The 21604-nt window shown below is 74.4% G+C and carries 15 protein-coding genes; 3 read left to right on the top strand and 12 right to left on the bottom strand.

The features are described from left to right. Positions 1-9 precede the first annotated feature (9 nt). The gene (locus LNK82_RS21760) at positions 10-3147 is read left to right on the top strand and encodes an ATP-binding protein (protein WP_230568878.1); all 3138 of its coding nucleotides are present in this window, start codon (positions 10-12) and stop codon (positions 3145-3147) included. Positions 3148-3157: 10 nt separating this feature from the next. On the opposite strand, the gene LNK82_RS21755 is transcribed toward LNK82_RS21760, so the two are convergent. Together LNK82_RS21755 and LNK82_RS21750 are read right to left on the bottom strand one after the other, a co-directional pair. Beyond that, positions 3158-3949 (bottom strand): ABC transporter permease, encoded by a 792-nt coding sequence (locus tag LNK82_RS21755; protein ID WP_230568877.1) that lies wholly within the window; start codon positions 3947-3949, stop codon positions 3158-3160. Next, positions 3946-4905: an ATP-binding cassette domain-containing protein gene (locus LNK82_RS21750; protein WP_230568876.1), complete on the bottom strand. Its 960-nt coding sequence runs from the start codon at positions 4903-4905 to the stop codon at positions 3946-3948. Before LNK82_RS21750 ends, LNK82_RS21755 begins: the two co-directional genes overlap by 4 nt. A gap of 508 nt (positions 4906-5413) precedes the next feature. On the opposite strand from LNK82_RS21750, the gene LNK82_RS21745 reads away from it, so the two are divergent. Both LNK82_RS21745 and LNK82_RS21740 read left to right on the top strand, forming a co-directional pair. Beyond that, positions 5414-8821, top strand: coding sequence for an ATP-binding protein (locus LNK82_RS21745; RefSeq protein ID WP_230568875.1), 3408 nt, complete (start codon positions 5414-5416; stop codon positions 8819-8821). A gap of 51 nt (positions 8822-8872) precedes the next feature. Then, positions 8873-12325 carry an ATP-binding protein gene (locus LNK82_RS21740; protein WP_230568874.1) on the top strand — a complete coding sequence of 1151 codons (3453 nt, stop codon included), beginning with the start codon at positions 8873-8875 and terminating at the stop codon, positions 12323-12325. 573 nt (positions 12326-12898) lie between these two features. Here LNK82_RS21740 and LNK82_RS21735 read toward each other — a convergent pair. The 10 genes from LNK82_RS21735 to LNK82_RS21690 form a co-directional block, all read right to left on the bottom strand. Further along, a complete protein-coding gene (locus LNK82_RS21735; protein ID WP_230568873.1) occupies positions 12899-13093 on the bottom strand; it encodes a hypothetical protein in 195 nt (64 codons plus the stop codon). A 19-nt stretch (positions 13094-13112) separates the two neighbouring features. Continuing rightward, the gene (locus tag LNK82_RS21730) at positions 13113-13733 is read right to left on the bottom strand and encodes a helix-turn-helix transcriptional regulator (RefSeq protein ID WP_230568872.1); all 621 of its coding nucleotides are present in this window, start codon (positions 13731-13733) and stop codon (positions 13113-13115) included. Between the two features lie 155 nt (positions 13734-13888). After that, positions 13889-14977, bottom strand: a complete 1089-nt coding sequence (locus LNK82_RS21725; protein ID WP_230568871.1) for an NAD-dependent epimerase/dehydratase family protein — start codon at positions 14975-14977, stop codon at positions 13889-13891. 41 nt (positions 14978-15018) lie between these two features. After that, positions 15019-15909 (bottom strand): zinc ribbon domain-containing protein, encoded by an 891-nt coding sequence (locus LNK82_RS21720; RefSeq protein ID WP_230568870.1) that lies wholly within the window; start codon positions 15907-15909, stop codon positions 15019-15021. Between the two features lies 1 nt (position 15910). Beyond that, complete coding sequence (locus LNK82_RS21715) at positions 15911-16459, bottom strand: phage tail protein (protein ID WP_230568869.1); 549 nt, start codon at positions 16457-16459, stop codon at positions 15911-15913. After that, positions 16456-18390 carry a putative baseplate assembly protein gene (locus tag LNK82_RS21710; RefSeq protein WP_230568868.1) on the bottom strand — a complete coding sequence of 645 codons (1935 nt, stop codon included), beginning with the start codon at positions 18388-18390 and terminating at the stop codon, positions 16456-16458. Before LNK82_RS21710 ends, LNK82_RS21715 begins: the two co-directional genes overlap by 4 nt. Next, positions 18391-18798 (bottom strand): GPW/gp25 family protein, encoded by a 408-nt coding sequence (locus LNK82_RS21705; RefSeq protein WP_230568867.1) that lies wholly within the window; start codon positions 18796-18798, stop codon positions 18391-18393. It lies immediately after the preceding gene. Beyond that, positions 18798-19103, bottom strand: a complete 306-nt coding sequence (locus LNK82_RS21700; protein ID WP_230568866.1) for a PAAR domain-containing protein — start codon at positions 19101-19103, stop codon at positions 18798-18800. Before LNK82_RS21700 ends, LNK82_RS21705 begins: the two co-directional genes overlap by 1 nt. A gap of 19 nt (positions 19104-19122) precedes the next feature. Continuing rightward, positions 19123-20898, bottom strand: coding sequence for a VgrG-related protein (locus LNK82_RS21695; protein ID WP_230568865.1), 1776 nt, complete (start codon positions 20896-20898; stop codon positions 19123-19125). After that, positions 20895-21602, bottom strand: coding sequence for a CIS tube protein (locus LNK82_RS21690; RefSeq protein WP_230568864.1), 708 nt, complete (start codon positions 21600-21602; stop codon positions 20895-20897). The genes LNK82_RS21695 and LNK82_RS21690 overlap by 4 nt, the downstream gene beginning before the upstream one ends. Positions 21603-21604: the final 2 nt, after the last annotated feature.

Genomic DNA, 21604 nt, shown 5'->3' with positions numbered 1-21604 from the left:
GCTGGCGCCGTGACCCCCGATCTCGTCCTGCTGTCCGGGGTGTCCTTCCGCGGCCACGAGGTCGCGGGTCCGCGACTGCGCGGTCTCCTCGCCCTGCTCGCCGCCGACCTGCGCGCCGGCTGCGGCGCCGGGCGGCTGGTCGACGGGCTGTGGCCGGACGAGCGGCCGGAGAACCCGCCCAAGGCCGTGCAGATCCTCGTTTCCCGGGCACGGTCCCGGCTCGGGGCCGACGTGATCGTGCGGACCCCGACCGGCTACCGGTTGGCGCTGACCGAGGACCAGGTGGACAGCTCGGCGCTGCTGCTCCGGGCCGAGGACTCCGCCCGGTGCTCGCGGGCCGGTGACCACGCCGCCGCGCTCTCGCACGCCGCCGCGGGCCTGGCCCTGTGGAACGGCGACCCCGGCGACGACGCCGATCCCGTCACCGCGTTGCGGGCCGAGCGGGCCGCCGCCCATCGCGCGCTGGTCCGGGCTCGCGCGCTCGCCCTGGCCCGGCTGGGCCGGCCCGCGGAAGCGGCGGGCCCGTTGGCGGAGTTGGTCGCGGCACGCCCGCGTGACGAGGAGGTGCTGGTCGAGCTGCTGCGGTGCGAGGCGGCGACAGTGGGCCCGGCCACGGCGCTCGACCGCTACGACGCCTACCGGCGGGCGCTGCGCGAGGAACTCGGCACGGACCCCGGCCCGTCGCTGCGGGCCGAGCACCGGCGGCTGCTCCAAGGCGTGGCGCCCGCGGTCCGGCACGGTGTCGCGCACGAGCCGAACACGTTGCTGGGTCGGGACGAGGACATCGCCGCCGTGCAGGCGTTGCTGCGCACCTCCCGCGTGACGTCGATCGTCGGTCCGGGCGGCCTCGGCAAGACCCGGCTCGCCCACGCCGTCGCCCGCCGCGCGGAGGCGTCGGTGGTGACCGTCGTGCCGCTGGCCGCCGTCACCACCGACGACGACGTGGTCCACGAGGTGGCGATGGCCCTCGGCGTGGGTGGGCAGCGGACGCCGGGCGGGCACGTCACGGGCGGTGACGTCGTCGCCGCCATCGCCGCCAAGCTCGCCGGCCCGTACCTGCTGGTGCTGGACAACTGCGAGCACGTCGTCGCCGGCGTCGCCGACCTGGTCCGCGCCCTGGTGTCGCTGACCGCCGAGCCTCGGGTCCTCACCACCAGCCGGACACCGCTCGGCCTGTCGTCGGAGTCGGTCCACCAGTTGCCGGAGCTGTGCCTGGCGACGAGCGTGGAGCTGTTCGGGCACCGGGCGCGGGCGGCGCGGCCCGGCGTCGACCTGCCCGCGACGGCCGTGGCGGAGCTGTGCCGCCACCTCGACGGGCTACCGCTCGCGGTCGAGCTGGCCGCCGCCCGCGTGCGGACCATGTCCGTGGCGGAGATCGCCCGACGGCTCGACGACCGGTTCGCCTTGTTGCGCGGCGGTGCCCGGGACTCGCCGCGACGCCACCACACGCTGCACGCGGTCGTGGACTGGAGCTGGAACCTGCTGGACCCGGCCGGTCGGGTGGCGATGCGCGCGCTGTCGGTGTTCACCGACGGGTTCACCGCCGACGCGGCGCGCGTGCTGCTCGGTGGGCTGCCTACGACGACGCCTGACGTGGACGTGGTGCTGGAGCACCTGGTCGACCACTCGTTGCTCAAGGTGTCCGACACGCCGTCGGGCACCCGGCTGCGGATGCTGGAGACGGTCCGGGAGTTCAGCGCCGCGCGGCTGGAGGCGGCGGGTGAGGCCGACGACGTGACGACCGCTTTCCTGGGGTGGGCGCGGGCGTTCGGGGTGGCCGAGCACGCGAACCTGTTCGACTCCGACCCCTACGACACGGCCGCCGCGGTCAAGGCGGAGCAGGAGAACCTGCTCCAGGCGCTCCGGTCGGCGCTGCGCCGCGACGACCGGCCCACCGTCGCGGCGATCACCGCGATCCTCGGCGGCATGTGGAGCCTGGAATCGAACTACCCGCGGCTCACGGCGTTGATCCGGCAGACCTCGTGGCCGCTGTCGCACTACCGGCCGGAGCCCGCGTTCGTCGAGGTGACCCGGACCGCCCTCACCGTGGCCGTGGCGTACGCGTTCGGCTCCGGTGGTCCGAGGTCGTCGCGGTCGGTCGTCGCGCTGCGCCGGCTCGGGGTGGCGGAGCCGGACACGGTGGTCCGGGCGTTCGGCCGGGTGGTCGCCGCGCTGGGCGACCGGGTGGAGCTGCGCCGGCTGTGCGACAGCGCCGAGCCGCTGCTGGCCGGCGTCGCGAACGCCTTCGTCGGCTACTACCGGGAAGCCGTCGGTGACGTGGACGCGGCGCTGGAGGCGGCCCGGCTGGCACTCGACGTGTTCACCGGGCACGACCTGCCGTGGCCGCGCTCGTTCGGGCACGGCCGGGTCGCCGAGATCTGCCTGCGCTCCGGGCGTGGCGCGCAGGCCCGCGACCACCTGCTCGCGGCGCTGCCGCTGCTCCAGCGACTCGGCGCGCGGGTCGACGCGGTCGGTGTCCGGGCGTGGCTCGTGCTGGCCAACCTCCAGCTCGGCGACACGGCGGAGGCCGAGCGGTGGCTGGACGGTCTTACGCAGGTCGCGCTTGACGAAGAGGAGACCGACTCGGTCGGCTACGACCTCGGCATCCGGGCCGAGGTGCGGTTCGCCCGCGGCGAGGTGGAGGCCGGCCTGCGGCTGTGGCGGCGGGCCGTGGACCGGGTCGGCGACGCCGGCCTGGACCCGTGGGCGGTGCAGGCGCGGTCGGCGGCCGTCGTCGCGCACGCCCGGCACGGCCGGCTCGACCTCGTGGCCGACGTCGCCGACGCGCTGCCCGGACCGCTGGCCGACCTGGTGGCCCGGCCGTTGGCCGACCCGCCGCCGCCGGCGGAGCAGTCGCTGTGCGGCACGCTGCTGGTGGCCGTCGCCACGGCGGACCTCGCCCGCGCCCGACAGGCCGGCGACCCGTGCCTCGCGCGGTCCGCGGCCCGGATGTTCGCGCTGGCCGAGCGGTTCCGGTTCTGGTGCGACTTCCAGCCGACGATGTCCCCGGCCACGATCCGGGCGGACGCCGAGCGGGCCGACCGGGCGGCGTACGACGAAGCCGTGTCGTCGTACGCCGCCCTGGACCGGGCCGGTCTCCGCGCGGCGGCGCTCGACCTGGTGCGGGAACGTCCGGTCGGCCGCTGAGCGGGACGGCTCAGCGCGTGCGGTCCCGGTTGTAGAGCCGCTTCGCCCACGCGTACCCGGCCAGTGCGATCACGGCGCACCAGCCGAGCGCGAGCACGGCGCTGGTCCCGATCGGCGTGCCGAGCAGCAGGCCCCGCAGCGTTTCCATGACCGGCGTGAACGGCTGGTGCTCGGCGAACCACCGCAACCCGGCCGGCATCGAGTCGGTCGGCACGAACCCGCTGCCGAACAGCGGCAGCAGCGTCAGCGGCATGGACAGGTTGCTCGCCGCCGCGACGGTCTTCGTCACCAACCCCATGGCGACGGCCAGCCACACGAGCGCGAACGTCGTCGCGGCGAGCACGCCGGTGACCGCCAGCCACTCGACCGCGGTCGCGTTCGGCCGGAACCCGACGAGCACGGCCACGCCGAGCACGACGGCGAGGCTGACCAGGGTGTGCAGCACGCTGCCGAGCACGTGCCCGGTCAGGACGGACACCCGTGCGATGGCCATGGTCCGGAACCGGGCGATGATGCCCGCGGTCATGTCGATCGCCACCGAGATCGCGGTGCCCTGCACCGCGCCGGTGATGGTGACGATCAGGATGCCGGGCGTGACGTAGCCGACGTAGGCGCCGCGACCGCCCGACCCGCCGCCGAGGCCGTCGCCGAGCATGCCGCCGAGCACGTAGACGAACAGCAGCAGCAAGACGATCGGCACGGCGAGCAGCATCAGCGTCATGGACCAGGCGCGGGACATGTGCCGCAACTGGCGGCGCAGCATCGTGGTCGAGTCGCGCACGGCCAAGGAGATCGCGGTCATCGGGTGGTCACTTCCTGGGAGGGGGTGACGGGACGGCCCGTCACGGCGAAAAACACGTCGTCGAGGTCGGGTGTGCGCACGGCCAACCCGTCCACGTCGACCGAGGCGTCGTCGAGGCGGTCGAGCAGGGCTTTGAGCGAGCGGACGCCGCCGTCGCCGGGCACCCGCAGGACCAGCGGCTCGTCGGCCGGGTCCGGCGCGACGCCCAGGGCGGCGGCGGCCTCGACCAGGGCGCGGTCGTCGGCGAACCGCAGCTCGACGTGCCCGCCCGGCGCCAGCCGCTTCAGCTCGGCCGGGGTGCCCTCGGCGACGAGCCCGCCGCGGTCGAGCAGCGCGATCCGGTCGGCGAGCTGGTCGGCCTCCTCCAGGTACTGCGTGGTGAGGAAGATCGTCACGCCCCGGGCGACCAGGTCGCGGACGATCTGCCACATGTCCCGCCGGCCGCGCGGGTCGAGCCCGGTGGTCGGCTCGTCGAGGAAGACCACCTCCGGGTCGCCGATGAGGCCCATGGCGAGGTCGAGCCGACGCCGCATGCCGCCGGAGTAGGTCACGCCCGCCTTCCTCGCCGCGTCGCCGAGGTCGAACCGGTCGAGCAGGTCCGCCACGCGTCGTCGGCCCTCGGCCCGGCCCAGGTGGTGCAGGTCGGCCATGAGCAGCAGGTTCTCCTCGCCGGTGAGGAAGTCGTCGACCGCGGAGAACTGACCGGTGACGCCGATCGCGGCCCGCACGAGGTCGGGTTCGCGGAGCACGTCGTGCCCGGCGACGCGGACCTCGCCCGCGTCGGCGCGGATCAGGGTCGACAAGACCTGGACAACGGTCGTCTTGCCCGCGCCGTTGGGGCCGAGCAACGAGAAGACGGTGCCCTCGGGCACGTGCAGGTCGATGCCGTCGAGCACCACCTGCCTGCCGTACGACCGGCGCAGACCGGTCACCGCGATCGCGGGGTTGTTCGTCATGCGGAGGACAGTGCCGCCGCATCGGATCACGGCGGTTTCACCGCGGTTTCAGCACCTTCCGAGCAGTCGTCGTATTCACCCGGAATCGAGGTCGCAACAGTTTCGTGGAGCGAAATGGGACGTCGTCGACTCCCCATCGACCATGCGGCGGATCCGGCTGCTCCGACATCGGCACATCGGCCGATGTGGCGACTCGCGGAAGTCCGTTAACCCCGTGTTTCACACCTCCGGTCGCGGCAGTGTTTACCGCTACGGTTGGCGACCAGGAGTGGCTCCCTGTGGTTATGGTGGAGTGTGATCGTGCACCGCTCCGCGAGCGGGCCGATTGCCGCAGGTCGGAGGACGAGGGGTGTGGTGATCCGATGTCGGCGGTCGAATGCGCGGCGGACGCCATTCCCCGTCCGGTGGAATGGCGCGGTCGACGTGGGCGCCGCGAGTGCGATCGGAATCCGCGACAACGCGCAATCCTGTTTGTGGCCTGGCCCGCCGGCCGCGGCGGGCGGACGCGGTGACGGCTGCGCCCGTGCCCGTCCGGGTGGAACTGCTGGGCGTGGTCCGGGCCTGGCGCAACGGAATCGAGGTCGACCTGGGCACCGCCCGGCAGCGCGCGGTGTTCGCCCTGCTCGCCCTCCGGGCCGGGCAGGCCGTGTCCAAGGACGAACTGATCGACGGCGTGTGGGGCGACTCGCCGCCCGCGACGGCCGGCGCCGGCCTCTACACCTACATCTCCGGCCTGCGCCGGGCGTTGGAGCCGGAGCGGCCCAAGCGGTCCGCCGGGGTGGTGCTCACCTCCGCCGGGTCCGGGTACTGCCTGCGCGTGCCGGTGGACGGCGTGGACGTGCACCGGTTCGAACGCCACCGCGAACGGGCCAGGGAGCTGGCCGACCGCGAACCAGCCTTGGCGTTGGCCGAGTTGGAGCAGGCGCACGCGTTGTGGCGGGGTGAGGCGCTGTCCGGGGTGCCCGGCCCGTTCGCGGAGTCGCAGCGGTCGCGACTGCACGAGCTGCGGTTGGCCACCGCGGAACGGCGGGCCGAACTGGCGCTGGTCGTCGGGCGGCACGAGGACGTGATCGCGGACCTCGCGGCGCTGACCCGCGAGCACCCGGTGCGGGAGGGCCTGCGCGCCCTGCTCATGACCGCGCTGCACCGGGCCGGGCGGCAGGCGGAGGCGCTGGAGGTCTACCACGACGCACGGCGGGTGCTCGTGGAGGAACTGGGCATCGAGCCCGGCTCCGCGCTGCGGCAGGCGCACCGGGTCGTGTTGGAGGACAAGGCCGACGACGTCCCCGCGCCACGGGTCGGCGCCTCGCCCATGATCGAGCCCGCGGTGTTCGTCGGGCGGGAGGAGGAGGCGGACGTGCTGCGCGCGGCCGTCTCCGCCCTGACCGCCGGTCGGGGCGGCGCGGTGTGGGTCGGCGGCGAACCGGGCATCGGCAAGTCCGCCCTGCTGGCCACCGGCCTGTCCCGGGCGGCCGAGGCCGGGTGCCGGGTGGCGTGGGCGGCGGGCGACGAGTTCGGGCCGCGCACCCCGCTGCGGGTGCTGCTCGACTGCCTCGACGTCACCGAGTCCTCCGGCGATCCGCGCCGGGCCGCGTTGGCGCAGGCGCTGCGCCGCCCCGCCGACGCGTCCGACGACCCGGTGCCGCTGGTGATCGAGCGGATGATCGGCCTGGTCGACGAGCTGTGCGACGAGGCGCCGCTGGTGATCGTGGTCGACGACCTCCAGTGGGTGGACGAGGCCAGCGTCCTGCTGTGGCACCGCCTCCTGCGGGTGGCGCGCCAGTGGCCCCTGCTGCTGGTCGCCGCCGGTCGGCCCGTGCCCCGCCGCGCCGACGTGGACCAGGTGCGCCGCGCGGTCGTCGGCTCCGGCGGCCGGGTAGTCGAACTCGGCAGGCTGTCGGACGAGTCGGTCACCGCGTTGCTCACCGCGCGCTTCGGCGCTCCTCCCGGCCGGAGCTTGCGCGCGCTCACCGACCTGGCCGCCGGGAACCCGCTCTACACCAAGGATCTCGTCGACGTGCTGCTGCGCGAACGCGCGGTGCGGGTGGTCGGCGGCCTGGCCGAGACGGCGGCGGACGCCGACCAGGAGTTACCCCGCCCGCTGGTGTCGGTGATGGCCCGCCGGCTCGGCTTCCTGTCCGCCGCCACGACGGACGTGCTGCGCTCGGCGGCGTTGTTGGGCGACGAGTTCGCCCTCGGCGACGTCGCGACCGTGACGGGCCGCGGGCTGGGGAGCCTCGTCGCCGCGGTGGAAGAGGCGACGGCCGCCGGCGTGCTGGACGACGGCGGGTCGAAGCTGGCGTTCCGCCACCGGCTGGTCCGCCAGGCGCTCTACCTCTCCGTGCCCGCCGGCGTCCGGGCCGCGCTGCACCGCCAGGCCGCCGACGCGCTGGCCGAGGCGGGCGCCCCCGTCGAACTGGTCGTCGGGCAGTTGGCCGCCGCGCCGGGCACCGTGGACGAGTGGGCCGCGGACTGGCTGGTCGCGCACGCGGTCGTGCTCGTGAGCAGGGCGCCGGACCCGGCCGTCGAGTTGCTCCGCGCGGTGATCGCCGAGTCCACTGTGGACGGCGAACGCCGGGAGCGGCTGGCCGCCCTGTTGGCCACCTTGATGTTCTGGCTGGGCCGCTCGCCCCAGGCGGCGGCGCGGTACGTGCTGGCCCGCACCAGGGACGCCGACCGGGCCGCCGGGATGCGCTGGATCCTCGCCTACACCCGGTACCGGGACGGGCAGGTGGCGGAGGCCGTCGACGCGTTGCGGGCGGCGGTGGCGGACGACGCCGTGCCGCCGTTGTGGCGCGCGCGGCTGGAGTCGTTGCTGGCGGTCGTGCAGCGGGAAGGCCTCAACGACGTCGCCGCCGCCGAGGAGACGGCGAACCGCGCGTTGCGGCGCGGCGAGGACGTGGGTGACGACCTGGCCGTGGCCCACGCGCTGCAAGGGCTGTGGCAGGTCAGCACGGTCCGCCGCGACCACGTGCAGGCGCTGGAGCGGGTCGACCGCGCGCTGGCCCTGACCGACGGTCACCGGGACCTCGGCACGCTGCGGCTCGGCTTGCTGGACGACAAGGCCTTCACGCTGCAGAGCCTGGACCGGCTCGACGAGGCCGACGAGGTGCTGCGCGCGGCCCGTGACCTGGCCCGGTCCGGCGGGATGGGCCCGCACGTCACCACCGCCGTGCAGGACTACTGGCGCGGTCGGTGGGACCGGGCGCTGGCCGAGGCGGACGCGCTGCGCGACGACCCGGGCAGCACGGCCGGCGGGCTCGGTGAACGCGGGCCGCTCCTGCTCGTGCACGGTGTCGCCGCGCTGATCGCCGCCCGACGCGGCCGGACCCTGGTGGCGGAGAACCACCTCGGCGTCGCCGCCGACCTGCCACCCGCCACCCCGTCCGACCGGGAGAACGGCGACTTCCTGCTGGTCGCACGGGCGGTGCTGGCCGAGCGCGCGGACCGGCTCGACGAGGCCTTCGCCGCCGTGGAGCCACTGCTGACCTCCAACCCCGCGCACCTGCCCCGGCGGCACCAGTGGCTGCCCGACGTGGCGCGGCTCGCCATCCGGACCGGGCGGTCGGACATCGCCGAGCGCGCGTTGGCCGCGTCCGTCGAAGAGGCCGCGCTGGAACGGGTTCCCGGCCGGGCGTCCACCGCCGAAGCCCGCTGCCGAGGACTGGTGGAGGGAGACCCGGAACCGGTGCTCGCTGCGGCGGCGCGGTACCGGGCCGTGGGACGGCCGGTGGAGCTGGCGGAGGCGTTGGAGGACGCGGCGGTGCTGCTCGCGGCACGGGGTGACCGCGCGGCGGCCGAGGCGGCGTTCCGCGAGGCGTTGGCGGGCTACGAAAGGCTGGGCGCGGTGCACGACGTGCGACGGGCGCGGGTCCGGATGCGTGGGCAGGAGTCCGGATGGGTCGGTGCCGGCTGAGGGACCGCGGTCGGGCGGGGCGGTCGGTGGGGTGAGGGTCGAGGTGCCGCGGTGCGCGGGCAGGGTGTCGGACGAGAGGTGGTCTGCGGGATGACGGGCGCGTTGCGGGTCGAACTGCTGGGTACGGTGCGCGCCTGGTGGGGTGAGCGGGAGGTCGACCTCGGCTCCTCGCGGCCACGTGCGCTGTTCGCGATGTTGGCGCTGCGCTCCGGAGGCGTGGGGCGTGACGAGCTGGTGGCGGGCGTCTGGGGTGCCGACGCGCCGCCGACGGCCGAAGGCAGCGTCCACACCTACGTGTCGACGCTGCGCAAGGCGCTGGAACCGGACCGGCCGCGTGGCGTCCCGGCGCGGTCGCTGCTGTCGGTCGGCTCCGGCTACCGGCTGCTGGTGGACGGCGGGCTGGACGTGGCGGCGTTCGAGTCGTCGCGGGACCAGGCCCGGCGGCAGCTCGCCGACGGCGACCCCGGCGCCGCCCGGCGCTCGCTGGACGAGGCGTTGGCGTTGTGGCGCGGCGAGGCGCTGGCGGGGCTGACCGGTCCGTTCGCCGAGGCGCAGCGGCGCAGGCTCGGCGAAGCGCGGACCACCGCGCGGGAACTGCGCGCCGAGGCCGCGCTCGCCTCCGGCGCGCACGCCGAGGTCGTCGCCGAGCTGGTCGACCTCGTGGCCGAGGAACCGCTGCGGGAACGGGCGCGTGAGCTGCTGATGCTCGCCCTGCACCGGTCCGGGCGCAGCGCGGAAGCGCTCGAGGTGTTCCGCGACGCGCGCCGGGTCCTGGTGGCGGAGCTGGAGGTCGAGCCGGGACGGCGGCTGCGCGCCGCGCACGAGCAGATCCTCAGCGGCACGGACCCGGAGCCGGTGACCGCCGTGCGACGACCGTCCCTCGTAGAGCCCGTCGACCCGCCGTCCGACGCGGGGCTCGTGGGCCGGGACGTGGAGCTGGCGGCGGTGCGCCGGGTGGTCGACGACGTCACCACCGGCGCGGGCCGGCTGCTGTGGATCGAAGGCGAGATGGGCATCGGCAAGTCGGCGCTGCTGGGCGCGGTGCTGGCGCAGGCCACCCGGTCCGGGCACCAGGTCGCCCACGCCGTGGCCGACGAGCTCGGCAGCCGGTTCCCGCTGCGGCTCGCGCTGGACTGCCTGCGCGTCGAGACGCGTTCGCCCGACCCGAGGCGGGCGGCGACCGCGAGGGCGTTGCGCCAGGAACGGCCCGCCGGGTCGATCTTCGCCGACTCCGACCCGGTGTTCGGCGCGGTCGACCGGCTGGTGGCCCTGGTGGAACAGCTGTGCGCGGACGGTCCGCTGGTGTTCGCGCTCGACGACCTCCAGTGGTCGGACGAGACCAGCACCCAGGTGTGGCACCGGCTGACGACCGTGGCCCGCCGGCTGCCGCTGCTGCTCGTCGGCGCGGCCAGGCCGGTGCCGTACCGGGCCGAGGTCGCGCGACTGCGCCGGGACGTCGAGTCGGGCGGTGGCGCGGTGCTCGACCTGGCGCCGTTGGCCGACACCGAGGTGGCCGGTCTCGTCGGACGGCTGGTCGGCGCGTCGCCCGGACCGGGACTGCGGCGGATCGCCGCCCGCGCCGGCGGCAACCCGCTGTACCTGCGCGAGGTCGCCGACGCGCTCGTCCGCGAACGGGTCGTCGAGGTCGACACCGGGGTGGCGGACGTCGCCGCGCACGCGTTGGACCGGGTGCCGGTGTCGCTGGTGTCCGCGGTGACCGGCCGGCTCGACTTCCTGTCCGACCCGACCCGGGAGGTGCTGCGGTGGTCGGCCCTGCTCGGCGGCGAGTTCGCGGTCGGCGACCTGTCGGTGGTGCTCGGCACGCCCGTGTTCGACCTCGCCGGACGGCTGGAGGAGGCCGTCGCGGCTGGAGTGCTGCGTGACGCCGGTCCGCGGATGGCGTTCCGGCACCCGCTCATCCGGCAGGCCCTGTACGAGGGGACGCCCGCCGCCCTGCGCACCGCGTTGCACCAGCAGGCCGCGCAAGCGCTCGCGGCGTCCGGTGCGCCCGTGGACCACGTGGCCGAGCAGCTGCTGGCCGCGTCCGGCGACGTCGGTTCGTGGGTGGTGGACTGGCTGGTCGCGCAGGCGCCCGCCCTGGTCTACCGGGCGCCGTTGGTGGCGGTCGAGCTGTTGCAGCGCTGCCTGGGGTCGTCGGTCGCGCGGGACGAGCGTGACGCGACGTTGATGGCGCACCTCAGCAGCGCGTTGTTCCGGATCGGGCGGGACGCGGAGGCCGAGGAGCACGCGCGCCGGGCGTTGCCGAGGTTGCGGTCGCCGGACCTGATCGCGGAGGTGCGCTGGACGTTGGCGTACATGCCCTACCGGGGTGCGCGGGCGGAGGAGGCGGTGACGGCGTCGCGGGAGGCGTTGGCCGATCCCGTGCTGTCGGACATGTGGCGTGCGCGGCTGTTGTCGTTGCTGGCGTTGGTGCAGCGGGCGGGCGTCGGAGAGTTGGACGGGGCCGAGACCAGCGCGCGGGCGGCCATCGAGGCGGGTGAGCGTGCGGCCGACCCGTTCGCCATCGGTCAGGCGCTGGAGGTGTTGTGGCAGGTCGAGGCCGTGCGCCGGGACTACCCCCGGGCCGTCGCGTACCTGGACCAGGCGCTGGACGTGGTCGGCACCGACGTCAGCCTCACCGACCTGCGGCTGTTGTTGCTGGACAACCGGATCTTCACGCTCCAGTGCCTGGACCGGTTGGAGGAGGCGACGTCGAGCTTGCGGGCGGCGTTCGAGCTGGCCGGGCGCGGGACGCCGGTGGCGGGCCTGCACCTGGCCGCCGCCGTGCACCAGTTCTGGCTCGGTGGTTGGGACGAGGCGGTGGGGCGGCTGGAGGCGGTCGTAGGTGATCCCGAGTTCACCGGTTTCGGCCTGCGCGAGGGTGGGCCCGTGCTGCTGCACGGCGTGGTCGCGCTGATCGCCGCGCACCGGGACGACGGCGAGCGGCTCGACACCCACCTGACCACCGGACTGACGTTGCCGCTGGTGACGGAGGCGTATCGGGAGAACTGCGACTTCCTCGTCGCTGCGCAGGCGATGGCGGCGGCCCGCGAGGGTGATCACGCGGGTGCCGTCGCGGTGCTCGGCACGATCCTCGACACCCGGTACGCGGACATGATGCTGCGGCACCAGTGGCTGCCCGAGCTGGTGCGCCAGGCGTTGGCGTGCGGTGATCAGGCGACGGCCCGAGCGGCCGTCGAGGCCTGCGAGGCCGAGGCCGCTCGGGAGACCAAGGCGGCCCGTGCCGCTGCGGCGGCGCGGCGGTGCCGGAGCGTGCTGGCGTCCGACCCGGAGGGCTTGGTGCCCGTCATCGGCCACTACCGCGCGGTGGGCCGGACGTTCGAGCTGGCGCAGACCCTCGAGGACCAGGCCGTGCTGCTCGCCCGTCGCGGTGAGGCGGCGGAGGCCGCCGGCGTCGTCGGCGAGGCGATCGACCTCTACCGCGGTTTCGGCGCGCGGTGGGACGTGAGGCGGGCCGCCGCACGGGTCGCGGAGGCGGGCTGAGCCGGCGGGTCGGGCTGAGCCGGCGTGCGGGTCGGGCGGGTCGGGCTGAGCGGGCGTGCGGGCTTGCGAGGTCGGCGGGTCGGACCGAGTTGGTTTGCGGGCTGGCGGCTCGGGCTGAGCCAGCGTGCGGACTGCGAGCAGGCTGGCGAGTGGTCCAGGCGGGTCGGGCTGAGTCGGCTCGGGCTGAGCGGCGGGTCGGGTTGGGCTGGCGGCTCGCAGGGCAGCGCTGGCGGCGAGTCGCTGGGCCTGGCGGACGGTCGGCTGGGCACCGGTCGTCGGGCGGGTCGTCGGGCGCTGGGGCAGTGGCTGGGTGTGGGTCGTTGGGCGAGGTCTCGTGGACCGCGGCGGGGACTGGTGGGTGGCGGACGTGGGCTGGTGGGTCGTTGGGTGAGGGTTGGTCGGTCGCGGGGTTGGGTTGAGGAGGCGCGGTGGTGGGCTGGGCAGATCGTTCCGGGCCGTCGTGCCACACCTTCTTTTCCCGGCAACAAATTTACCGTTTCCATTCATCCCCGACGCCTGTGCCACGTTTGGGTGATCTCCGAAGCGAGTGAGGTGGGTGGCGAATGGGTTGGGTCAGGCCTCGGTGGTGGTGGGCTCGTCGTGCGAGGGGGCGTTGATGACGCCGTCCGACGACATCACCCACCTGGCCTCGCCATGAGGGCGCACCGGGTGGGGGGTGCGGGCCTTGGCCCGAATGCCCCGCAGCGCCAGGTCCACCACGTGCCGAAGCGCGGCCGGGTCCTTCCGCGTCACGTCCTTCCTCGCCACGGGCTGAGCCTCCGACATGTCAGATCATCCCCTTCCGAAGGGCATAAGCGACCGCGTGCGGCCGGTTGCGCAGATTGAGCCGAGTGGTGATTCCGTAGAACACGTTCTTGATGGTCCGCTCCGAGTACGACAGCCGGCCCGCGATCTCGGCCGTGTCCAACCCGTCGGCCATCAACCGCAGCACGTCCGTCTCCCGCGCGGACAGCCGGTCGCGTCCCCCATCCGGCTCCAGCACCTGCCGCTGCAACCGCTGCACGTGCCGCAGCAGCTCGGCCACCATGTTCGGCGGCATCGCACCGCCACCCGCCGCCGCGGTCAGGACGCTGCGCAGCACCAGCTGGTCGGTCACCGCGGCCCGCGGCAGGATCGCCACGATCCGGCACTCCACGGCCGTGAGCACGTCGGACTCACCGACCTCGTCGAGGATCAGCACCACCGGCGCGCCGACGTGCGCGGCGGCCCGGCGCAGCCGCCCCACCACCTCGGCCCCCAACCGGTCGACCGCCATGACGACCACGTCCGGCTTCACGTGGACGCCGCCGTCCAGCACTTCCACGTCGGGCCTCGAACCGAGGTAGGTGATCAGGCCCGTCATGCTCAGGTGATCCGCCGCTTGGACGACGACCCGGATTCGCTCCACCGCTGCCTCCCGCAGTCTCGGATTGCACCACCGAGTCTGCGAGCCGCGGCTTCACGCGGTCTCAAGGGCGTCTAAAAGGATTCTTCACGCCCGCTGGATGACGTGAAGACGTGAAGAGACGCGCTCCGAACTCAACACCGGGGAACAGCCGCCGGTCAAGAGGTGACCGGTGAACCGCTCAGCCCGATCGGGTCGACCTCGACCCAGTGCTCGTGCACCGACCGCAGGACGTCGCCCAGGTCGTGCGCCGGCCGCCAACCCGGGTAGTCGCGCCGGAACTTGCGGGTATCGGTGATCCAGCACCGCACGTCCGCGAACCGGTGCTCGGGCACGTACTCGAACCGCACCTCCTGCCCTGTCAGGTACTCGTACCGGGCGATCAGCTCCAGGATCGACGTGCTCCGCTCCCGCCCGCCACCCGCGTGGTAGACCTCGCCGGGACGGGGGTCCAGGTAGAAGTGCCAGAACATCTCCACCAGGTCACGCGCGTCCAGCACGTCGCGCACCTGCTTGCCGCCGTGCCCGATCACCGGGAACGTCGCACCGCGCACGGCGCTGCGCACCAGGTGCGACAGGAAGCCGCTCTGCTCGACCCCCGCCTGCCGGGCCCCGGTCACGCTGCCGCACCGGAACACGCCGACCCGCAGCCCCAGCAGGCCCGCGTACGACTGCGCGGCGAGGTCGGCGGCCAGCTTCGACACCGCGGAGAACGTCCGGTTCCCGCCCAGCCGGACCGACTCGTCGACGCCGTGCTCGTGGTAGGGGTGCGCCGGGTCGATCTCCCACCTCGTGTCGGTCTCCACCAACGGCAGGGAGTCCGACAGGTCGCCGTACACCTTCGTGGTGGACGTCAGCACGACCACCGCCGAGGGGCTGTGCCGCCGCACCGCCTCCAGCACGGTCATCGTGCCGACCGCGTTGACCTCCAGGTCCGCCACGGGCCGGTCGGCCGCCCACACGCCGCTCGGCTGCCCGGCCGTGTGCACGACCAGCCGCACGTCCGTGCCGTACTCGCCGAACAACGTGCCGAGCGCGCTCCCGTCGCGCACGTCCACCCGGTGGTGCCGGTAGTTCGGGATGCGCTCGACGTCGGCCAGGTTGTCCGCGACGGAGCCGGCCGGGCCGAACAGCTGCCGCCGCATCCCGTTGTCCACGCCCACGACCAGGTCGAACCTCGACGCGAGCGCCCGCACGGCCTCACCACCGACCAGGCCCGCCGATCCGGTGACCACTACCACGTCCACGTGCCGCTCCTTCCTGAAGTCCTCGAGTCTGCAATGGACACTCAGGGCCGGCGGAAGAACTCCACCTCGCCCAACGCGATGTGCCGCCCCTGCGCCTGCCCTGCCGCGGCCCGCACCACCAGCCGGATCCGCACGACGCCGCTCACCGCCGTGTCGACCCGCTGCGGACCGACCCGGTCGGCCAACGGCAGCGGGACGGTGCGGCTGCCCCCGTCCGCCGTGATGACCACCATGTCCATCGCGGCGACCCTCGCCTGCCCGGTGAACGCGCGTTCCTCCACGCCGGCGCCCGTGTGCACGACCACCGACAGCAGCCGGTACGGGGTCGCGAAGCCGAACTCCACCGCGTCGCCCACGGCCGTCGCGCCCCAGTACCGGTTCGACAGGCCGTCCACGGCCGCCGCCGCGGGGTGACCGGGCACCTCGGCGGTGGCGGTGGTGCTGGTCGGCCCGACGGCGACCGGGGTGGACGTCTTGTCGCGCACGTCCTCGACCAGCGCCAACGCCGTCGGGTAGAACGCGATCGCGGCCAGGAGCAGCACCGCGCCCGCGGCGAACGCGACGAGCCGGCGCAACCACCGCGAGGTGTCGCCGCGCCACCGCCACCGCCGTCGTGCCTGCCGACCCCGCGCCTCGCTCACGCCGGGCCGCAACGGCGTGGCGCACCGGCGGCAGAACCGGCGTCCCGGCGGGTTCGCGACCCCGCACGCCGGGCACGGCGGCCCGACGACCACCTCGTCGTCCAGCGCGCTGGGCAGCGGACGTCGCGCCTCCGGCCGACCCGGCAGCACCGGCCCGGGCCGCTCCTCGGCCGCGTCCGCCGACGCCTGCGGTGCCGGCGGTTCCGCGGCCCACCCGAGGTAGGTGCCGCAGTTGCCGCAGAAGTCGTCCGCGTCGCGCACGGGCGCGCCGCACTGCGTGCACAGGCGCATGTCAGTCCCCGTTCCCGCTGAGCACTTCGACGGCGCAGGTCACGTGAAGCGGGCACACCGCGTCGACCAGCGCCACCACCCGCTCCCGGTCGACCGCGCCGGACCGGCCCGGCCGCACCCGCACCAGCACGACGTCCGACGCGCGGGGCAGGGCGGTGTCGGGCCGGGTGGACCACGTCGCGCCGGGACCGTCGACCACCTCCGCCCGCACGCCGAGGCACAGCTCCAACCGCGCGACGAGACCACGTGCGGTGCCGCGCAGGCGGTGCAGTTCGACGGCGCGGCGCACCGCCTCCCGGCGCAGCGGCTCCGGCCACGCCGGGTCGAGGTCCGCCGCCACCCAGGACGACAGCCAGGTCACGAAGTCCGCGGGCGCGAGGTCCGGGTCGAAGTGCTCCGCCAGGTTGTCGAGGGTCGACAGGATCGCGGACAGCACGGCGTCCAGGCCCGAGGTGAACCGCTGGGCGAAGTCGTCGGCCGCGTACAGCGAGGGCAGCATCGCGCCCAGCGGGTACCGGCTGGGCAGTTCCGGGAGCGCGGCGCGGCTCACGACCCCACCACCACGATCTGGTGCTGGAAGGAGAACACCAGCGCGTTCGGCGCGACCTCGACCCGGTCCACCGGCGCGCCACGCGCCCCGGTGATCGGATCGGCCGGGAACAGCCGGATCTCCTCCACCAGCCGCACCCCGCCGACGCCTTGGAGCACCGCGAAGACCTCGCCGTACTGCACCGGCCGGCCGAACTCCCACCCGGCGCCCTCCGTGCCGCCGCGCAGCGGGTTGAGGTGGCGGTAGAGCGCGTCCAGCGCGTCCTCACGCACCCGGTTGCCCTCCGCGGCCGGCGCCACCACCCGCGCGACCACCGTGATGCCCTGGTAGCGCGGTGGTTCCACGACCAGCCGGGTGCCGAGCAGCCGCCGTTCGTCCAACCGCCGCGCCACCGCCGACACCACGTCCTCGGTCGGAACCAGCTGCTCGAACCGCAGCCGGTCGCCCTCGTCGGCCACGGCGTCGGGCACCACCAGCACCCGCGCCGCGCCCGGACCGTCGGGCAGGCACCGCACCCTGGCCAGCGACGGCGCGGCCAGCTTGGCGATGTGCTCGTGGTCGGCGGCCGTCACCGCGCGTTCCTGCACCCGGAGCTGGTGCGGCGCGCGCACCTTCGCCTCGGCCACGGTCTCACCGTCGACGCCGCCACGCGCGGCCTCGCGGTTCTCCACCGCCGCCACGTACGGCACCGAGCTGCGCAGCGCGGAGATCGCGCCCCGCGCCACGTTGCCCGCCCGTCCCCCGCCCGTGCGGTAGCGGGGCACCTGCACCACCGAACCCTTCGGCGGCACGGCCCCGTAGCGGCGCAGCGTCCCGTCCGCCTCGCGGACCGCCGGCGGAAACCGGAACTCGCCGCGCACGGCGTCCAGTACCACGTGCCGGTCCTGCGGCGTCGACTCGCCGAAGTGGTCCACCACGGTCCAGTCCTGCCAGCCGTCGCCCGCCGACACCCGCACCACCACCGGGTCGCCGTCCAGCAGCACGGGCGCGCGCGGCACGGTGAACCGCTGCCCCGGCACGCCCGCCGTCTCGCCCAGCAGCACGTCGGTCTCCGTCTCGGCGTGCTCGGCCGCGGTGGTGCCGCCGATGGTGAACGCCTCGGCCTCCCGCACGGTCGGCGACTCCGAGTAGAACGGCTGCTCCCGCACCGGCTCGGTGACGCGGCAGCGCAGCCACCCCGCGCGATGGCCCGCCACCGCGGACTCGGTGTGCCCGGCGGGCACGTGCAGCACGACCTCGCCGGGCCGGTTCAGGCCGCCGGTGCTGTCCTCGTCCACCTCGCACGGCTGCCAGTCCTGCCCGTTCCACGCCTCCCACACCAGGGGCGGCTGCCGCGGGTCGACGCCGATGCCCTCGACCCGGCTGTCCAGCCGCAGCACCACCACGCAGCGCGGCACGGCGGCCGACAGCCCGAACAGCGTCGCGTCGCCGGGCGTCGGCGTGGCCTGGAAGCACCGCACGTCGTGGCCCGCCTCCAGGTCCTTGGTCCGGTCGGTGTGCTCACCCGACGCCGCCCTGGTCACCAGCCGCCGGACCGAGCACGGCACCACGGCCAGCTCGTCGGTGGTGGCGAACACGACCGCCTCGGAGCTCTCCGAGCGCGCCGTGGCGACCTCCGTGCCGACCGGCAGCACGACGGGTTGCGGCTGCGGCGCGGACAGCCGGAACGTGACGTCGGCGCGCGCGGCGGTCGGCGGGAACAGCGTGACGCCGAGCAGGTCCAGGAACGCCAGGTGGTTGCGCTCGGGCACCCGGTTGAGCCGGTAGACGAGCTGGTCGACCATCTGCGCGAAGGTCTCGATGAGGGTGACGCCGGGGTCGGACACGTTGTGGTCCGTCCACTCCGGACAGCTCTGCTGGACGTACCGCTTGGCCTCGTCCACGAGCTGCTGGAAGCGCCGGTCGTCCAGGTTGGGTGCGGGCAGCGCCATCTACTCCGCGCTCCCTTCGGCCGGGATGGTGTAGAAGGGGAAGACCAGGTTGCGCTGGTCGTTGGTGGACCGGATGGTGTAGCGCACGTCGATGTAGAGCGTGCCGACCTCGACGGCGTCGAACGCGACCACGACGTCGTCGACCTCGATGCGCGGCTCCCAGCGGTCCAGCGCGGCGCGCACCTCGCGGGCGACGTGGCCGGCCGTGGCGCCGTCCGCCGAGGCGAACACGTGCTCGTGGATGCCGCAGCCGAACTCCGGGCGCATCGGCCGCTCGCCCGGCGCGGTGCCGAGCACGAGCCGGATGGCCTCGGTGATCTCCTGCTCGCGCTCGACCATCCCGATGCCGCCGGTCGGCCCGGTCCGCAGCGGGAAACCCCAGCCGCGTCCGATGAAGCTCTCGCTCATCACCGGCCCCCGATGAGCACGGTCGGCGCGCCGGTGAGGACGTTCGCCTGGCAGGTGGTGCTGTCGCCGACCCGTGCCGCGACCACGCCGCCGATGAGCACCTGGCCGCCGATGCGGGGTTTGACGACGTTGGCGGGCCCCAGGACGGCGTCCTTCGGGATGACGCACACGTGCAGGCTGCCGCCGACGGCGGCGGGCTTGCCCTCGATCAGGACGGTGGCGACCTTGGCGGCCACCGCGGGCGGCGGGGTGCCGACGGCGCCGCCGTGCGACGTCTTGTCGCCCAGCCGGGCGGCGGGGAACATGATGGTGATCTCCTTCGGGTCAGTTGATCCGGACGATCGCGCCCTTGAGCACGGCCTGGGCGCGTCCTTCGACGGAGGCGTCGGTGCCGCCCCGCACGGACGCCGAGGTGGTCGCCTCGACGGACACCGTCCTGCCCTTCAGCACCAGGTCGCCGAGCCCCGCGTCCACGGTGATCCCGCGGGCGTCCAGGCTGATCGAGCCGAGCACCCGACGACCGCGCGGCGTGCTCACCCGGATGTCGATGCCGCCGGTCTTCTCGTCCAGCGTGATGTCCAACCGCTTGTCGCCGGTCTGGAGCCGGACGCCGGCGGCGGTGAGGCCGTCCAGCAGCTCCAGCCGGTTGCCCGTGCGGGACACCAGGGACCGCCGGTTCACCCGGCCGCTCGTGCGGTCCACCAGCGGCACGTCGTGCGGCGAGGGCTGGTCGACGCCGTTGTAGAGCCCGCCGAGCACGTACGGGCGGTCCAGGCTGCCCTGCTCGAAGCCGACCAGCACCTCGTCGTTGACCTCGGGGCTGAACACGCCGCCGCCGCGGACACCGCCCCACTGCACGGTGCGGACCCAGTCGGTGACGTAGTTGTCGTCCAGCCAGGGGAACTTCAGCCGCACCCAGCCCCGCTGGTCGCGGCCGACCTCCTTGATATCGGTGACGATCCCGGTGGCCAGGCCCGGCATCCGCGGCGAGCGGCCGGGCGCGTTGCCGCCCAGCGCCAACCCGGCCAGCGACCGGTCCGGCGAGCTGCTCACCGTGACGATGCTGCGGTAGCCGTGCTGGGGCTCCAGCACGTGCCGCACCGACGTGGCGGTGTAGCGCCCGCTGAACGCAGGCCCCGCGTCGGCCAACGCGATCGGCACGCCCGCGCGCAGCCGCGGATGGCCCTTGGCGACCGCCTCGATCTCCGCGTGCCCGGCGCTGACCGACTCGGCGAGCGACCGCGCCGCGGTGTCCGTCTCGGCCTGCGTGCTGTACGGCGTGTCCGCCACCAGCGTGGTGGTCCGCCTGCCGGCCACGGACTCGCCGAAACCGGGCAGCACGGTCTTGCTCCGGATAGCCGGCTCGACCGACACGAACGCCTTCTTCGTGGCCACGTCCCAGGCGCGCACCTCGACCTTCTCCACCTGGTCGGCGGCGGTCAGCGAGGCGCGCAGGGACAGCAGGTCGCCGTGCCGCAGCACCAGCGGGCTGTTGTCGGTGAGCGCGGGCGCGCCGGACGCGGGCTTGGGCTTGAGCAGCTCCAACGTGCCCTTGTCGTCCACCTGGACGGTCACGCCGTGCTCGTGGGCTAGCTGCTGGAGGAACTCCCAGTCCGACACGTTCGCCTGGCTGAGCTGCGCGTACCGGACGGGGGAGAGCTCGACGCGGCCGACGGTGAGCCCGGCGTTGCGGGCGACCTGGCGCACCACGGTGGTGGCCGGGACGTTGTGGAACGCCTCCACCCGGCGACCCCGGAACAGCCGGTGCGCCTTGCTCATCGCGCGGATGACGGTGAACGAGCCGGTCGAGTCGCCGTCAGTCTCCAGCCCGGTGACCTCGCCGCCGAACAGCTGCACCTGCGCCTTGCTCTCGACCGTCATCACCGACACCGTCAACGGCGTGCCGATCTTGATCTTGCTGTCGGTCAGCAGCTCGTGGTTGCCGTCGCGGTAGGTCAGGACGGCGAGGTCCGGCAGGCCGACGTTCTCGTCGACCACGCAGCTGACCAGCCTCTTGTCCCACGTGCTCGACAGCGAGGCCGCCGTCACGATCGGGTCGGCGGCGAACGAGCGGAACGACTTGCCCGCGGGCGGTGTCATCGGGCCTCCTCCATCGCGGGCACCAGCAGTTCCGCGCCCGGCACGAGCAGCATCGGGTCGTCGACGTCGTTCGCCTCGGCGATGACCCGCCAGGCGGTGGCGTCGCCGTACTCGCGCCAGGCGAGCTGCGGCAGGCTGTCGCCGGCCACCACGCGGTGCGTGCGGCGGGCCTCGCGCGACCCGGACGTCGGGTTCTGGCCGGGCGTGTCGCTGCCGGCTTCCTCGATCGACAGCGAGCACTTCGCGCGCAGCGGCCGGCCGTCGACGTCGAACAGCGAGTAGTCCACCGACAGGTTCGACAGCACGCCGTCGAACGACGTGGTCTTGGACGTGCCCCACTCGAAGCGGACCCACGGGCTCGCGGGCTTCTTCGTGGCCAGGCTCTTCTTGGTCGGCACGCAGGCGGTGAGCAGCTGCTCCACCCTGGTCTCCACCGAGTTGTCGTGCGTGGCGGTGGCGTCGAGGAAGACGTCGACCGACAGGTTCCGCGGTCCGCTGCCGACGAACTCCGGCATCGACGTCTCGTCCGCCAGCCGGGACGGGTTGCGGCGCCACTCGGTGTTCTTGCTCAGCGCCAGCGTGTTCGGGTTGAACTGGAACTTCACCGTGGCCAGCTTGGCGCCCGGCTTCGCGCCGGCCCGCACGGGCGGTTCCATGATCACGAGCTGGGCGCGGGTGAGGCTCGCTCCCGGTTTGCCTGCCATGT

Source organism: Saccharothrix luteola, from assembly GCF_020859565.1.
Classification (GTDB): Bacteria; Actinomycetota; Actinomycetes; order Mycobacteriales; family Pseudonocardiaceae; genus Actinosynnema; species Actinosynnema luteola.
This window is presented reverse-complemented; position numbering and strand designations above follow the sequence as displayed.

Bases quoted from the DNA above. Each gene is read 5' to 3' on its own strand.
- LNK82_RS21755 (WP_230568877.1), bottom strand. From the start codon at position 3,949: ATGACCGCGATCTCCTTGGCCGTGCGCGACTCGACCACGATGCTGCGC.
- LNK82_RS21750 (WP_230568876.1), bottom strand. From the start codon at position 4,905: ATGACGAACAACCCCGCGATCGCGGTGACCGGTCTGCGCCGGTCGTAC.
- LNK82_RS21720 (WP_230568870.1), bottom strand. From the start codon at position 15,909: ATGCGCCTGTGCACGCAGTGCGGCGCGCCCGTGCGCGACGCGGACGAC.
- LNK82_RS21710 (WP_230568868.1), bottom strand. From the start codon at position 18,390: ATGGCGCTGCCCGCACCCAACCTGGACGACCGGCGCTTCCAGCAGCTC.
- LNK82_RS21705 (WP_230568867.1), bottom strand. From the start codon at position 18,798: ATGAGCGAGAGCTTCATCGGACGCGGCTGGGGTTTCCCGCTGCGGACC.
- LNK82_RS21700 (WP_230568866.1), bottom strand. From the start codon at position 19,103: ATGTTCCCCGCCGCCCGGCTGGGCGACAAGACGTCGCACGGCGGCGCC.
- LNK82_RS21695 (WP_230568865.1), bottom strand. From the start codon at position 20,898: ATGACACCGCCCGCGGGCAAGTCGTTCCGCTCGTTCGCCGCCGACCCG.
- LNK82_RS21690 (WP_230568864.1), bottom strand. From the start codon at position 21,602: ATGGCAGGCAAACCGGGAGCGAGCCTCACCCGCGCCCAGCTCGTGATC.